At 72.9% G+C, this 14,817-nt stretch carries 12 protein-coding genes and 1 pseudogene; 7 read left to right on the top strand and 6 right to left on the bottom strand.

What is annotated here, in order from left to right:
- Both RM446_RS21055 and RM446_RS21050 read left to right on the top strand, forming a co-directional pair.
- Nucleotides 1-152, top strand: a pseudogene (locus RM446_RS21055) (succinate--CoA ligase subunit alpha); the annotation flags it as partial.
- Between the two features lie 210 nt (nucleotides 153-362).
- Nucleotides 363-1,952, top strand: a complete 1,590-nt coding sequence (locus RM446_RS21050; RefSeq protein ID WP_449657180.1) for a cell division protein PerM — start codon at nucleotides 363-365, stop codon at nucleotides 1,950-1,952.
- An 87-nt stretch (nucleotides 1,953-2,039) separates the two neighbouring features.
- Here RM446_RS21050 and RM446_RS21045 read toward each other — a convergent pair whose 3' ends face one another.
- Nucleotides 2,040-2,453 (bottom strand): DUF4190 domain-containing protein, encoded by a 414-nt coding sequence (locus RM446_RS21045; RefSeq protein ID WP_311547108.1) that lies wholly within the window; start codon nucleotides 2,451-2,453, stop codon nucleotides 2,040-2,042.
- 291 nt (nucleotides 2,454-2,744) lie between these two features.
- Here RM446_RS21045 and purN point away from each other — a divergent pair, with 291 nt between their 5' ends.
- From purN to RM446_RS21030, 3 genes are all read left to right on the top strand, one after another.
- Nucleotides 2,745-3,398, top strand: a complete 654-nt coding sequence (purN, locus tag RM446_RS21040; protein ID WP_311547118.1) for a phosphoribosylglycinamide formyltransferase — start codon at nucleotides 2,745-2,747, stop codon at nucleotides 3,396-3,398.
- Nucleotides 3,395-4,963, top strand: coding sequence for a bifunctional phosphoribosylaminoimidazolecarboxamide formyltransferase/IMP cyclohydrolase (gene purH, locus RM446_RS21035; RefSeq protein WP_311547107.1), 1,569 nt, complete (start codon nucleotides 3,395-3,397; stop codon nucleotides 4,961-4,963). The genes purN and purH overlap by 4 nt, the downstream gene beginning before the upstream one ends.
- Before the next feature lie 64 nt (nucleotides 4,964-5,027).
- On the top strand, nucleotides 5,028-5,879 hold the full coding sequence (locus RM446_RS21030; RefSeq protein WP_311547106.1) for a bifunctional methylenetetrahydrofolate dehydrogenase/methenyltetrahydrofolate cyclohydrolase: 852 nt from the start codon (nucleotides 5,028-5,030) through the stop codon (nucleotides 5,877-5,879).
- A 132-nt stretch (nucleotides 5,880-6,011) separates the two neighbouring features.
- Here RM446_RS21030 and RM446_RS21025 read toward each other — a convergent pair whose 3' ends face one another.
- Nucleotides 6,012-6,617: an FHA domain-containing protein gene (locus RM446_RS21025; protein WP_311547105.1), complete on the bottom strand. Its 606-nt coding sequence runs from the start codon at nucleotides 6,615-6,617 to the stop codon at nucleotides 6,012-6,014.
- Nucleotides 6,618-7,100: 483 nt separating this feature from the next.
- On the opposite strand from RM446_RS21025, the gene RM446_RS21020 reads away from it, so the two are divergent.
- Together RM446_RS21020 and RM446_RS21015 are read left to right on the top strand one after the other, a co-directional pair.
- Nucleotides 7,101-7,475 (top strand): DUF3017 domain-containing protein, encoded by a 375-nt coding sequence (locus tag RM446_RS21020; protein ID WP_311547104.1) that lies wholly within the window; start codon nucleotides 7,101-7,103, stop codon nucleotides 7,473-7,475.
- A 270-nt stretch (nucleotides 7,476-7,745) separates the two neighbouring features.
- On the top strand, nucleotides 7,746-8,963 hold the full coding sequence (locus tag RM446_RS21015; RefSeq protein ID WP_311547103.1) for an NADP-dependent isocitrate dehydrogenase: 1,218 nt from the start codon (nucleotides 7,746-7,748) through the stop codon (nucleotides 8,961-8,963).
- A gap of 504 nt (nucleotides 8,964-9,467) precedes the next feature.
- Here the strand turns inward: RM446_RS21015 and RM446_RS21010 are convergent.
- The 4 genes from RM446_RS21010 to galT all read right to left on the bottom strand — a co-directional run bounded on the left by RM446_RS21010 (nucleotide 9,468) and on the right by galT (nucleotide 14,627).
- A complete protein-coding gene (locus tag RM446_RS21010; RefSeq protein WP_311547102.1) occupies nucleotides 9,468-10,673 on the bottom strand; it encodes an LCP family protein in 1,206 nt (401 codons plus the stop codon).
- 371 nt (nucleotides 10,674-11,044) lie between these two features.
- The gene (gene galK, locus RM446_RS21005) at nucleotides 11,045-12,379 is read right to left on the bottom strand and encodes a galactokinase (protein WP_311547101.1); all 1,335 of its coding nucleotides are present in this window, start codon (nucleotides 12,377-12,379) and stop codon (nucleotides 11,045-11,047) included.
- A 97-nt stretch (nucleotides 12,380-12,476) separates the two neighbouring features.
- Nucleotides 12,477-13,457 carry a UDP-glucose 4-epimerase GalE gene (gene galE, locus RM446_RS21000; protein ID WP_311547100.1) on the bottom strand — a complete coding sequence of 327 codons (981 nt, stop codon included), beginning with the start codon at nucleotides 13,455-13,457 and terminating at the stop codon, nucleotides 12,477-12,479.
- 9 nt (nucleotides 13,458-13,466) lie between these two features.
- Entirely contained in the window at nucleotides 13,467-14,627 is a 1,161-nt protein-coding gene (galT, locus tag RM446_RS20995; protein WP_311547099.1) for a galactose-1-phosphate uridylyltransferase, read from the bottom strand.
- Nucleotides 14,628-14,817 lie beyond the last annotated feature (190 nt).

Genomic DNA, 14,817 nt, shown 5'->3' with positions numbered 1-14,817 from the left:
CGCCGGAGGGCAAGACGATGGGTCATGCGGGGGCGATCGTGTCGGGTTCGGCGGGCACGGCGCAGGCGAAGAAGGAGGCGTTGGAGGCGGCCGGCGTCCGGGTCGGCAAAACCCCCAGCGAAACCGCGCGCCTGGCCCGCGAGCTGTTCTGACCGGCTCGCCCGCCGCAGCCGGGTAGACCGACGCGAGCGGCGCGCCCCCCGCGCCGCAGTCGGGTCGGCCCCGCCACCTGTCGCGGTGGCGGGGCCGACCCGTTCTCCGTCCCCGGGTTCGCGGCCACCGCGCTCTAGCACACGCGCCCTGCGGGCGGGGGTGCGACACGCCCGGCGCAGAGGGGCGCGGATCGGGGCGGGGCTGGCAGCATGGGTCGGGTGAGCGCGCCCGCACGTCCTTCCCCGAACCGCGGCGGCGACCGCCCCCGCCGCGGGTCCTCCGGCACGGGCGGCGGCTCCGGCGGCGCGGGCGGAGGCCTCTTCGCGGTCGAGCAGATCCGCCCCCTCTATATCGCCGGCGGGCTGGCGGCGGCCTCGTCCGCCGCCATCGGGCTCGCCGTGCTGATGACGCTCACCATCGCCGGATGGGTCGCCGCGCCGCATGGCACGTTCGGCGAGGACATCGGCGATGTGCTGGTCACTGCGGTGCAGGCATGGCTGGTCGGTCACCACGTGGGCTTCGCCGTCCCCGGCGGCGACGTGGCGATGCTCCCGCTGGGCCTGGTCGTGCTGCCGGGCCTGCTGCTGTACCGCGCGGGCCGCCGGCTGGCGCGCGCCTGCGAGCTGCCGCGGCTGCGCCACCTGTTCCGGGCGGCCCTGGCCATCGCTGGGCCGTATGCGGCGATCGCGGGCACGCTCGCGCTGATCGGCCAGACCGAGGCGGTCCGCCCCAGCATGGTGCAGGCGCTCATCGCCGGGTTCATGCTCGCCTTCGTCGCAGGCGGCGCGGGCGTGCTGTTCCAACTGCTGCGCGACAAGGGCATCGCCAAGCGCCGCCTGCTGGAGCTGATGCCCGACCGCCCGCGGTCGCTGCTGGTGGGCACGGTCAGCGCCACCGGCGCCCTGCTCGCCACCGGTGCGCTGCTGTTCGTCGTCGGGCTCGCCGCGGGCTTCGGCGATGCGGTCTCCACCACCGGCGATCTGGCGCCCGGCGTGGTCGGCGGCGCGCTGCTGCTGCTCATCCAGTTGCTGTATGTGCCCAACGCCGTCGTGTTCGGGCTGGCCTACGCGGTCGGTCCCGGGTTCGCTGTGGGCGCCGGCACGATCGTCGCGCCCACCGGTGTCTCCGTGGGTGCGCTGCCGGTGTTCCCCATGCTCGCGGCGCTGCCCGACGACGGGCCCGCGCCGGTGCTGTCACTGGCCGCGTTGGCCGTGCCGTTCGCGGCCGGCGGGCTGGGCGGCGTGCTGACTCAACGCAGCGCCCCCGCCGTGGTCAGCGAGTCGGCGCCGCTGTGGGGGTTCGTCTGCGGCGTGACCACGGGGCTGGCGTGCGCCGCCCTGTCGGCGGCGGCGGGCGGGCCTCTGGGCGCCGAGCGGCTGGCGGACGTCGGGCCCTCCGCGTGGCAGGTCGGGCTGATTACGGCGCTGGAGGTCGGGCTTGCGGCGGCCATCACCGCCTGGGTGGCCAACTGGCGCTACTACCGGCGCCACGCCCCCGAGGCAGCGCCTTCCGACGGGACCGAGCCCGCCGCCGCATCCGCGGCCGAACCCGACGGGGAGGACTCGCGCCGCAAGAGCCGGTTCGGCGCGGCCCGCACCGCTGCGCCCCGCCAGGAGCGGGAACAGGACCAAACGGCGGCGCCGCTGCGCCGCGGCGTGCGTAGGGCCCTGTCCGCGCTGCCCCGCCCGCGCCTGCCCCGCCGCCGCGCCGCGGAGGAGGACGACGGCGAGGACTTCTACGGGATCACCTACGAGGCCGGCGGCGGGGACCCCGGCGGCACATCGTCGTCGATCTTGTAGCTATCGCAAACGGAAATCGATCTCCTTCACGACAGCTACAAGATCGGCGGGGTTCGGGGCCTGAGAGTTCAGGTCCCCGCCGGGCGATCAGCCCCCGACCGAGGGCAGTTGCTCCATCGGGACGCCCGTCTTCTCCGAGACCGCCCTGCGGAAGTCCTGGTCGCACTGCTCCTGGGAGCTGTGGGTCAGCGCCCGCGCGGAGCAGGCCGAGTAGGCCTGGTACTGGTCCCAGACCAGCGCGTATCCGATGATCATCAGCCCTGAGAGCGTCACGCCGACCCAGCCCAGGACCATGCTGAGCAGCGCGCCGGGCGCCGCAGCGTTCCTCGCGCGGGCCGCGCGGCGCGCCCGCCGGCCCTGGAAGATGCCCAGCGCGGACAGCACGATGCCGTAAGGCGGCAGGACCAGCCCGGCTGCGGAGAGGAAGAGTCCCCACAGCCCGCCTCGTTCGACGGTGGGTTGCTGCCCGTCGCTGCGCGGCTCGGGCTGGTCATCGGTCACAAAGGCTCCTCGCGGACTGTGCCTGGCGGCGGTCGGTCTCAGACGGGCCGGCGTCGGGCGGCGCCGGTGGGGTGGCGGGCGCGCACCCCGACGGGGTCCCGTGGAGTAGACGCTACCTGGCGAGATAGGCTGACACCGCGGGCGGGGGAGCCGCGCATACGTCGGCTGCCGTCTGCGGAGCGCTGCGCCCGCTCGCTGACGCCCGCACACCCGCAGGCCGGGCGGCCCGCCGCCGTGCGGCGGCTCGGGCAGGCGCACTCCCGCACCGTATCCCCATGAGGAGGAAGCACTCTGTCGGCGCGAGTTGTCGTTCTCATCTCAGGCGCGGGAAGCAACATGGCCGCATTGCTGGAGGCCGCGGCCGCTCCCTCGTACGGCGCCGCGATCGTGGCGGTGGGTGCGGATCGCCGCGGGGCCGAGGGCCTCGGCCGGGCGCGCGAAGCGGGCGTCGACACCTTCACCGTGCCCTTCGCCGACTACGGCGACCGCGGCGAGTGGAACGCGGCGCTCAGCGAGCGGCTGGACGCCTGCCGGCCAGACCTGGTGGTCTCGGCGGGCTTCATGCGCATACTCGGCGCCGAGGTGCTGGAGCGGCACACGGTCGTCAACGTCCACCCCGCGCTGCTGCCTGCGTTCCCCGGCGCCCACGCCGTCCGCGACGCCCTCGCCTACGGCGTCAGGGTCACCGGCGCCACTGTGCACGTCGTCGACTCCGGAGTCGACACCGGTCCGGTGATCGAGCAGGTCGCCGTGCGGGTCGAACCCGGGGACGACGCCGCGTCGCTGCACGAGCGCATCAAGGCGGTCGAGCGGCACATGCTCGTCGACGTCGTCGGCCGCCTGGCGCGCGAAGGCTGGACCGTTTCGGGCCGGCACGTGCGCCTGGGCGGCACCGTCGCGCAGCAGTCACCGTCAACCGACTACGTCGCAGAGGAGAACCGGTGAGCCAGCAGGCCATTCGGCGCGCTTTGATCAGCGTCTACGACAAGACCGGACTGGAAGAGCTGGCCTACGGGCTCGCCGAGGCCGGGGTGGAGATCGTGTCCACCGGCTCCACGGCGGCGCGGCTGGCCGAGGTCGACGTGCCCGTGACAGCGGTCGAGGACGTCACCGGGTTCCCCGAGGTGCTGGACGGCAGGGTCAAGACGCTGCACCCGCGCGTGCACGCCGGGCTGCTGGCCGACCGCGCCAACGCCGCGCACCGCGCGACGCTGGAGGAGCTGGGCATCGGCACCTTCGACCTGCTGGTCTCCAACCTCTACCCGTTCCAGGAGACGGTGTCGGCGGGCGCCTCCCTCGGCGAGTGCATCGAGAAGATCGACATCGGCGGCCCGGCGATGATCCGCGCCGCCGGCAAGAACCACAGCTCCGTTGCGGTGGTCGTCGACCCGTCCCGCTACGACGAGGTCATCGAGGCCGTGCAGGCCGGCGGATTCGACCTGGAGCAGCGCAAGCGGCTGGCCGCGCAGGCGTTCGCGCACACGGCCGCCTACGACGCCGCGGTCTCCAGTTGGTTCGCCACGGCCTACGCGCCCGACGAGGTCGCGGCCGAGACCGGCTGGCCCGACTTCTACGCCTTTGTGGGCTACCGCAGCACCACCCTGCGCTACGGCGAGAACCCGCACCAGCGGGCGGCGCTGTATCGGGGCGAGGGCGCCGGCGGACCGGGGTTGGCGGGCGCAGAGCAGCTGCACGGCAAGGAGATGTCCTACAACAACTACGTCGACGCCGACGCCGCGCTGCGCGCCGCCTACGACTTCGCCGACCCGTGCGCGGCGGTCATCAAGCACGCCAACCCCTGCGGTATCGCGGTGGGCGCCGACATCGCCGAGGCCCACCGCAAGGCGCACGCCTGCGACCCGACCTCGGCGTTCGGCGGGGTCATCGCGACCAACCGGCCGGTGAGCGTGGCGCTGGCCGAGCAGGTGGCCGAGATCTTCACCGAGGTGCTGGTGGCTCCGGAGTACGAGCCCGGCGCGGTGGAGATCCTCACCCGCAAGAAGAACATCCGGCTGCTGGTCGTCACGCCGCCGGACCGGGCCGCCCGTTCCGAGGAGCACCCGATCAGCGGCGGCAGTCTGCGGCAGTTGGCCGACCTGGTCGACGCGCCCGGCGACGACCCCGCCTCCTGGCAGCTGATGGCGGGACCGGCGGCCGACGCGGCGGTGCTGGCCGACCTGGCGTTCGCCTGGCGCGCGGCGCGCGCCGTGAAGTCCAACGCGATCCTGTTGGCGGCCGACCGTGCGACCGTGGGCGTGGGCATGGGCCAGGTCAACCGCGTCGACGCCGCGCGCCTGGCGGTCGAGCGGGCCGGCGACCGGGTGAGCGGCTCGGTGGCGGCCAGCGACGCGTTCTTCCCCTTCCCCGACGGCCTGGAGGTGCTGACGGGAGCGGGCGTGCGGGCGGTCGCCCAGCCGGGCGGCTCCGTGCGCGACGAGGCAGTGGTGGCCGCGGCCGAGGCGGCCGGCATCACGATGTATGCGACCGGGACCCGGCACTTCTACCACTGATCATCGGGCGGGGCGGCGCGAGCCGACGAGCCCGGGGACGTACCCAGGAAGGGACGAGAGGCAGATGAGCGCACAGATTCTCGACGGCAAGGCCACCGCTGCGGCCATCCGGGCGGAGCTGGTGGACCGGGTGGCCGCTCTGCGCGCCAAGGGGGCCGTGCCCGGCCTGGGCACGGTCCTGGTCGGCGACGACCCCGGCAGCCACTCGTATGTCGCCGGCAAGCACCGCGACTGCGCCGAGGTCGGAATCGAGAGCATCCGCCGCGATCTGCCCGCCGAGGCCACCCAGCAGCAGGTCGAAGGCGTGGTCGCCGACCTCAACGCCGACCCCGCCTGCACCGGCTACATCGTGCAGCTGCCGCTGCCGCGCGGGCTGGACGAGAACCGCGTGCTGGGCCAGATCGACCCGGGCAAGGACGCCGACGGCCTCCAGCCGGTCAACCTGGGCAAGCTCGTGCTGATGGAGGGGGCTCCGCTGCCGTGCACCCCGCGCGGCATCGTGGAGCTGCTGAAGCGCTACGGCGTGCCGCTCAAGGGCGCCGAGGTCGTCGTGGTGGGCCGCGGTGTGACCGTGGGCAGGCCGCTGGGGCTGCTGCTGACGCGCCGCAGCGAGAACGCGACGGTGACGCTGTGCCACACCGGAACCCGCGACCTGGCCGAGCACACGCGCCGCGCCGACATCGTCGTCGCCGGTGCGGGCGTTCCCGGGATCATCACCGGCGACATGGTCAAGCCCGGTGCGGCGGTGCTGGACGTGGGGGTCACCCGCACGGAGGAGGGGCTGCGCGGCGACGTGGCCCAGGACGTGCGGGAGGTGGCGGGCTGCGTCTCGCCCAACCCGGGCGGCGTGGGGCCGATGACCCGCGCGATGCTGCTGGTGAACGTGGTGGAGGCCGCCGAGCGCCTGGCGGGTTAGCCGGTCGCAGGCTGTCCATGGGCATGCCGCGCCGCCGGGGCCGGTGGCTCCGGCGGCCCGTTCGAGGGGCCCGTTCGAGGGGCCCGGCGACGGCGGGCCGCAGCGGCGGCCCGTTCGGCGGGCCCCTCGGGATCAGCTGGCCTTGCGTTCGCGGTCGAGGACGGGCATCGGGCGTACCAGGCCCAGTGCGACGACCTCATTGGCCAGACGGGTGCGGCGGTTGGCCCCCTCGGGGACCCGGAACTTCTGGTACAGGCGGAGGAGATGCTGCTTGACGGCAGCTTCTGTCACGACCAGGTCCTCGGCGATCTCGCGGGCGGTCGCGGGGGAGACGAAGGCTTCGTCGGAGAGAGCGGGGCGGCAGAGCGACGTGAGGACGTCGAGCTCCCTCCGGGTGAGTTCGGGTGCGGTTCCCCTACGCACCTCGACATCGGGGTTGAGTTCCTCCCTGGGCAGGCCGCCGATCTTGCAGCGCGCGCTTCCGAAGCTCAGGACATCGCCCTCTTCGAGGACCCTGCGCGCTATTGGACGGCCGTTGACCCGGGTGCCGTTGCGGGAAAGGCCGAGGTCGACCACGTAGACGTAGGGGCCGCGGCGCACCAGCTCGGCGTGCAGTTGCGACACGCTGGGATCGCTGAGGCGGATGTCGGCCCCCTCTCCGCGTCCGACCGTGGTGACCTCGGATTTCAACGGCTGTACGTCCCCGTTCTCCTCGACCCGCATATAGGGCCCGTCCACGGTTGTTCCTCCCAGTGTGGGGCGCGGCCGATGAGGGAGTGCACGGCGGGGCGCGGACGGGTGCCTTGCTGCTTGGCTGTGTCGGCTGGTCGTAGCTGGCTGAGTGGGGTTCATAGGGGGTGGTCCTCGCTCGCCGTGGCACTCATCTCTTCACGGGTTACCCGGGCGCTGTTGGTTCTACGCTCTTACTCGGGAGTTAGACAGCTATCGCGGTAGGTTTACGGCGTTGTCCGGATATCGGGCCGGGAAAAACTCGAAAGAAGAGAGGCCGATTCCGTTGCGCCATGCACGGGGCGGCGGCGGACGTCACTAAACTGTGGGCGTCCTCGGCCGGCGGTGCGGCCGGGCGCGCGGGCGATCGGGCTATAGATGAGCCGGATCCGTGCGAGCCCGCGGCCTCCGGCGCCCACGGCCGGATCGTGCCGGGGCGCCTCCCGGCGCCGGGCGGTCCGGTGAGAAGCGTGCGCTAGCGTGGGGTTGACAGTGAGCCAGAACACGGTGGAGGAAGCGGTAGCTGCCAAATCGCACCAGCCCGACGAGGAGCCCGATCCCGCTCCCGAGGGCCGGGAGTCCGGAGTCGGCGACGAAGCACCCGGCTGGTTGTCGCAGGTGCCGTATTTCCTGGTGCTGTCCACCATGTCCGCAGGGATCGTGATCGTCGCCGCCGCCCACTTCAAGAGGGGCCCCGCGCTGATCGCCGGCGCCCTGATGATGGCCGCGGTGTTCCGCACCCTGCTTCCTCCGGAGAAGCTCGGGATGCTCGCAGTCCGCAGCCGGTGGGTCGACATCATCACCCTGACCGGGCTGGCGGTGCTGTTGATCGTGCTCGCCTGGGTAGCCCCTCAGCTGTCCCAGTAGGCGTCTATTAAGCTTGATATCGAGATACCGCATACGTTCGATCGCCTTGGCCGCCGCCCGCTGACCACCCGGTGGGGTCGTCTCCCGCCCGGATACCGGCCACGGGGCGGCCGGCGGCCTTGCGGCGAGCTCATGAGGCGTGTCGCGGACACACCGGTCCTCCCCGCGGGCGAGCGCGGCCTGGCGCCGCCCCCGCCGCGGCGCGACCGGTGTGCCCGGCGCGGCCTCCAGCCACATGACGGCTAGCCGAAACGAAGGGACAGCCACCCCATGGCCAAGATCAAGGTCGCCAACCCGGTAGTGGAGCTCGACGGCGACGAGATGACCCGCATCATCTGGTCCTTCATCAAGGACCGGCTCATCCTGCCGTACCTGGACATCGACCTGAAGTACTACGACCTGGGCATCGAGGAGCGCGACCGCACCGACGACCAGGTCACCGTCGACGCCGCCAACGCCATCAAGGAGCACGGTGTCGGCGTCAAGTGCGCCACGATCACCCCCGATGAGGACCGCGTCGAGGAGTTCGGCCTCAAGAGGATGTGGCGCTCGCCCAACGGCACGATCCGCAACATCCTCGGCGGCGTCGTCTTCCGCGAGCCCATCGTCTGCGAGAACGTGCCGCGGCTGGTGCCCAGCTGGACCAAGCCGATCATCATCGGCCGCCACGCCCACGGCGACCAGTACAAGGCCAGCGACTTCAAGGTGCCCGGCCCTGGCACGGTCACCATCAGCTACACCCCCGAGGACGGCGGCGAGCCCATCGAGCTCGAGGTCGCGAAGTTCCCCGAGGGCGGCGGCGTGGCGATGGGCATGTACAACTACCGCAAGTCCATCGAGGACTTCGCGCGCGCCAGCTTCAACTACGGGCTGGACCGCGGCTACCCGGTCTACATGTCCACCAAGAACACGATCCTCAAGTCCTACGACGGCATGTTCAAGGACGTGTTCGCCGAGATCTTCGAGAACGAGTTCAAGGACCGCTTCGAGGCCGCCGGCCTGACCTACGAGCACCGGCTGATCGACGATATGGTCGCCGCCGCGCTGAAGTGGGAGGGCGGCTACGTCTGGGCCTGCAAGAACTACGACGGCGACGTGCAGTCCGACACGGTCGCGCAGGGATTCGGTTCGCTGGGCCTGATGACCTCGGTGCTGCGCACCGCCGACGGCCGCACCGTGGAGGCCGAGGCCGCCCACGGCACGGTGACCCGGCACTTCCGCCAGCACCAGGAGGGCAAGCCCACCTCCACCAACCCCATCGCCTCCATCTTCGCCTGGACCCGTGGCCTGGAGCACCGCGGCAAGCTCGACAACACCCCCGCGGTCGTGGAGTTCGCCAACACCCTGGAGCAGGTCGTTGTCTCCACGGTCGAGAGCGGGCAGATGACTAAGGACCTCGCGCTGCTGATCGGCGGCGACCAGGGCTTCCTCACCACAGAGGAGTTCCTCGCCGTGCTCGACGAGAACCTGCAGAAGCGCCTGGCCTGAGTCCCGCTCGGGACCGGCCGCGAGGCCGTCCCGCCCGCCGGGCGGCGGGCGGGACGGCCTTCGTGCGCGCGCCCCCGCCCGGCGGCGCGCGGCGGCGTGATGCGGGAAGGGCCGGGCGGACCGGTCGGCGCGGGCCCGCGATGCGGGTTGGCGAACGGCGGCAGTGGCTCAGGGCTAGCGTTCGGACACCTTCGGTCATCGATACCGGTAATGCGGTATATGCCACTCCGCCGCGATTCGCATGTTTCGCGAATATTGCCCTATCTTAGAGTTGTCTGCTCACGGGATGAATCCGCGGGCAGCCCCCGAAACCATTCGAGGCCGACGTGCCGGCCGTGCGCCCGCTGGGGGGTAGGCGCGCGCGGTGCGGAACGTCAGGGAAAGGGCCCGTCGCCAGGCGACGGGCCCTTTTCTCTGCCTTCCCGCGGCTCCGAGGCGCCTCCTGCGGGGTTTCGGCAGCGCGGGGCGGAACCCGGGCCCCGCCGGTCGCGCGGGGCCCGCAGACTATTCCTGCATGGCGCTCTCCGGAATGGGCTCGCCGGCCTGCATAGCCTCGAACATCTCCGCCGAGCGCGCCTCGTCCCACAGCACGACTGACCCGGCCCCCGCGATCGTGGGCGTCGAGCCGACCGGCACCGCCGTGGTCGCGGGCTTCTCGCGCATGGCCAGCGCCATGCTCGCCAGGTCGATCAGGTGGTCGTCCTCGTCGACGAGGAAGGTGTCGGTGCCCTCGGTCACCAGCGGCACCGACCGGAACGGGTTGAGCAGGGTGCCGGGCGAGGTCGCCTGGGAGACCAGGGCGCTGAAGAACTCCCGCTGGCGCTGGATGCGGTCCAGGTCGGCGCGCGGGGTCGCGCGCGTGCGCACGTAGCCCAGAGCGGTCTTGCCGTCCATCGTCTGGCAGCCGGCCTCGATGTCGAGGTCGGCCTTGGGGTCCTGCATGGCCTCTTCGGGGCACATCTCGACCCCGCCCACGGCGTCGACGATCCCCACGAACCCGGAGAACCCGATCTCGACGTAGTGGTCGATGCGGACGCCGCTGGCCTGCTCGAAGGTCTGCACGAGCCGGGTCGGCCCGCCGCCGAGCGCCTCGGCGAAGGCGGCGTTGATCTTGTTCTCGCCGACACCGGGGATGTTCACGTAGGAGTCGCGCGGCACGCTGACGATGCTCGGCTTACCGGTCTCGGGCACGTAGAGGACCATGATCGTGTCGGTGCGCTTGCCGGCCGCGTCGCCGGTGCCGAACTGCTGCCGCTGCTCGTCGGTGAGGCCGTCGCGGCTGTCGGAGCCCACGATCATGTAGGTCTCACCCGGCTGGTCCTCCAGTTGGCCCTCGAAGCCGAGCGCCTCCACGCGCTGCAGCCGGGAGTCGGCCCAGAAGTAGAACACCGTCGGCAGCACGAGCAGGACCACCAGCAGCATCACCAGGATCGTGCGGCGGCGCCTGCGGCGCTGCTCGCGCCTGCGCCGGGCGCCGCCCGAGCCGTCGTAGCCGCGTCCGCGGCCGGAGCCGCCCGGGGGGCGGCGCGGCGGCTCGTCGCCGATCGGCGGCATCCGCCGCGTCGGTCCGCTGCGTCCGGCCGAGTGCTGCTCGGAACCGCGCGGGCGATAGAGCTTCTCGATCTCGTCGGCACCGCCGTCGGGACTGCGGCGGAACACGCCCGTTCGGTCGGCGTCGCCCCGCCCTCGCCCGTGTCGCCCGTCAACCATGACTCTGGTCGCCCATCTGTGAGTGCACCGTTCGAGGTTGGTCTGTCCCCTTGATGACTTGGGACTCGCCACAGCCTAGCCAGGTTCGGTCCGTGACCGTCCTCGTTCCTTCCGCCGCGGCGTGTGCGCCGGTGCGCCGCCCCCCGCCTCCGCGCCCTGCCGGTGCGCCTGCGGGTCCGCCCGCGGCAGAAGAGCGGGCCTGAAGCGGCGGCCCCGCGGCGTAGCCCTCCCAACGATCCGCCCAGCGGGTTAAGGAGGAGGTCAAGGTGCTCACGCGGCTGGGCCGCCGGAGGCGGCCGGAGCGCCGGCGGGCTCGCGCGGCGGGGCGGAGGCCGGGTGCCGCCTTCCGCCCCGCGGACCCTCGGGGCCGCTCAGCGGAGACGGCGGGCTCCCGGCGACGGGAGGGCCGCGCGCAGGGCCGGAGCCCGGAAGCCGTTCTCGGCGAAGGCGTCGGCGACGGCCTTGCCGACCCGGTCCAGGCGGTCCTCGGGCACCAGGGCGATGGCGCTGCCGCCGAAGCCGCCGCCGGTCATCCGGGCGCCGCGGGCGCCGGCCGCGACGGCGGTCTCCACCGCGAGGTCCAGTTCGGGGGTGGAGATCGCGAACTGGTCGCGCATGGAGATGTGCGAGGCGTTGAAGACCGCGCCCAGGTCGCCCAGGGCGCCTGCGCGCATCAGGCCTACCGCCGCGTTGACCCGGTGGATCTCGGTGACGACGTGGCGCACCCTGTCCTTCAGGACGGGATCGTCGAGCCGCGCCAGAGCCGAATCCACGTCCTCGACGTCGCGCAGCGCGTCGACGCCCAGCTCCCGTGCCGCGCGCGTGCACTGCTCGTAGCGGGCCGCGTAGCCGCCGGTGGTGTCGCTGAGCTTGTGCTCGACCCGGGTGTCGACGATCAGCAGCCGCAGCCCGGCCTTCTCCAGGTCGAAGGGGACCGCCCCGGCCGCGCCGGTGCGGCAGTCCAGGTTGAGGGCGTAGCCCTCGGTGCAGCGCAGCGAAGCGCTCTGGTCCAGGATGCCGGTGGGCGCGCCGACGTAGCCGTTCTCGGCGCGGCGGGCGATGACGGCCATCGCCGGCCGGTCCCCGGCCAGATCTGCGAGCCCGTGCGCGTCGGCGAGTGCGAGCAGCACCGCGCACTCCAGCGCGGCGGAGGAGGACAGCGATGCGCCGACCGGAAGGTCGGAGTCGACCAGGATGCGCGCACCGGCATCGGCGGGCAGATGGCCGGCCTCGCGGGCGGCCCAGAACACGCCGGCGACGTAGGAGCCCCATCCGCCGAGGGGGGCCTCGGGGTCGAGATCGGCGGTGGCGAAGCGGACGTCCTCGTCGGGCCGCTGGGCGCTGCGCACCTCGGCTGTGCCGTCGCCAGTGGGCGCCAGCGCCAGGGTGACCCCCCAGGGCAGCGCGATCGGCAGCACCAGGCCGTCGTTGTAGTCGGTGTGCTCGCCCATCAGGTTGACGCGGCCGGGCGCGCGCCAGACGCCGACGGGCTCGCGGCCGTAGGCCTCGGTGAACGCTGCGGCGACCTCGCCGGTGTCGACGAGGCGCTCGACGTCCCCGCGAGTAGTCGCCGCCTGGGCCGGCCCGCCGCCGGATGCCTGCGACCGGGGCTGTGGGGAGGCCGCCGCGGGCGGGGCCGGGGTCTCGGCCGCGTCCGGCCGGGGGGTGTCTGCGCGCCGGAACGGCGCGAGAAGGCGGTCCAACACGCTTGCTTCTCCTCGCTGGCTGCGCGGGCGCCGCGCCCGGCCGCGTCCGCTGCGTTGATCTGACGGCTCGGCGCCGCCGGGGCGCCGCCGTGCCGGCTCAGCCGGCCGCGGTCTCGGCGGCCCGGGTGCTGGTGTGGAAGTCCCAGGCGTCGGCGACGATGCGGCGCAGCTCGGGCCGCTGCGGGGTCCAGCCCAGGTCGCGCTGCGCGCTCCGGCTGGACGCGACCAGGACGGCCGGGTCGCCGGGGCGGCGATCGGCGGCGACAGCCGGGATCGGGTGCCCGGTGACCTCGCGGCAGACGTCGATGACCTGGCGCACGGTGAAGCCGGTGCCGTTGCCCAGGTTGAAGACGCGGTGCTCGCCCGGCCGGCAGGAGCCGAGCGCGAGCAGGTGGGCCTCGGCGAGGTCGGCGACGTGGATGTAGTCCCGCACGCAGGTGCCGTCGTCGGTGGGATAGTCCTCGCCGTAGACGGAGACGGACTCGCGCAGGCCCAGCGCCACCTGCAGCACGATCGGGATCAGGTGGGTCTCTGGGGTGTGCCGCTCGCCCAAGCCCGCGTAGGCGCCGGCCACGTTGAAGTAGCGCAGGCTCACCGCGCCGATTCCGTGCAGGCGCGCGAACTCGGTCAGGGCGGTGTCGATGGCGGCCTTGGTGGCGCCGTAGGGGTTGCCGGGGCGCACCGCGGCGTCCTCGGGGATCGGCGAGGACTCGGGCTCGCCGTAGACGGCGGCGGTGGAGGAGAAGACGATCCGTCCGGTGCCGTGGACGCGCATGGCGTCCAGCAGGGCCAGCGTGCAGCCGACGTTGCCGTCCCAGTAGCGCTCGGGGTGGGACACCGACTCGGGCACCACCGAGCGCGCGGCGAAGTGCAGGACGGCCTCGATGTCGTCGTCGGCCAGGACCTCGGCGGCGCGTTCGCGGATGCCTCCCTCGACGAAGCGGCAGCCCTCGGGCACGGATTCGCGGTGGCCGGTGGAGAGGTCGTCGAGGACCGACACCTCGTGTCCGGCCTCGATCAGCTGCGCGGCGACGACGCTGCCGATGTAGCCGGCGCCTCCGGTGACCAGGACTCTCAAGGCTGCTCCTTAGCTCTCGGTGGGACGCGCCGCCGCCGTCGCGGGCAGCGCTGCGCGGATGCGCTCGGCGGCGTCCTCGGGGGCGACGTCGTTGATCCACGCCGCCATGCCCGACTCGGACCCCGCGAGGTACTTCAGTTTCCCAGGGGCACGGCGCAGCGTGAACAACTGCAGATGCAGCGCGAACTCGGCGTCGGGGGTGCCATCGGCGCCGACAGGCGCCTGGTGCCAGGCCGAGATGTAGGGCGTGGGCGGGTCGGTGCCCTCGTCGGGCGGGGGGAACAGGCCGTCGAAGGCGCGCAACAGGTGGAGGTAGAGGTGGGCGAGCTCCTCGCGCTGGTCCTCGTCCAGCTGGGCGAGAGTGGGGACGCGCCGCAGGGGGAACACCCGGACCTCGTAGGGCCAGCGGGCCGCTGCGGGCACGAACGCGGTCCAGTGCTCGCCGCCGGCGACGACGCGGGTGCCCGCGCTGCGCTCGCCGGCCACCACGGTGTCGAAAAGGTTGGCGCCGGTGGACTCGCGGTGCTTGCGGGCGGCCTCGCCCATCGCCCGGATGCGCGGGGGCACGAACGGGTAGCCGTAGATCTGGCCGTGGGGGTGCTGAAGGGTCACCCCGATCTCGATCCCGCGGTTCTCGAACGGGTAGACGTGGGCGACGTCGGGGCGGGCGCCGAGCGCCTCGGTCCGGTCGGCCCAGGCCTCGATGACGGTGCGCGCGCGCTCGGGTGAGAGGTCGCCGAAGGACGCCGAGTGATCGGAGGTGAAGCACACGACCTCGCAGCGGCCGGCTCCGGGGCGGACCGAAAGCGCCGGGTCGCCGGCTGCGGCTGCCGGTACGTCGGGCGCCGGCGCCAGGGAGGGGAAGCGGTTCTCGAAGACGACGACGTCGTAATCGTCCGCCGGGATCTCGCTGAGCCGCTCGCCCTGCGTGGGGTCGAGGGGGCACTCGTCGGGCGGCGGCAGGAACGTGCGGTTCTGCCGGTGCGCCGCCAGGGCCACCCACTCGTCGAGCAGCGGGTCGTAGCGCAGCTGGGAGCCGGTCGAGAACGGCGGTAGCGGCCTGCGGTCGGCGACGGCGGCCCGCCCGGTGTCGGGGGACTCGTCGTAGTAGATGATCTCGCGCCCGTCCGCGAGGCGGCCAGTCGATCGAAAAACCTGTCGAGTTCGCACAAGATCAGTCTAGATGATGCGCAGGTCGACGTCGGTGGACCGGTAATGACTTGTTTTGATCGGTTTGGTTTCGGAGTGCCGTGGATGCGGTCACCCTCCGTCGTCCCGTCGGCGGCGAGGGGCGCCCGGGCCCCCGGGCCCCCGGGTGTGCCGCCTTCGCCGCCGGGCAGGAGGTTGGCTACGGTCGGCG

It is taken from the genome of Streptomonospora wellingtoniae, assembly GCF_031845375.1.
In the GTDB taxonomy this organism is placed as follows: domain Bacteria; phylum Actinomycetota; class Actinomycetes; order Streptosporangiales; family Streptosporangiaceae; genus Streptomonospora; species Streptomonospora wellingtoniae.
Note: the sequence above shows the minus strand (reverse complement) of the source record. Positions and strands in the feature narration are given on the sequence as shown.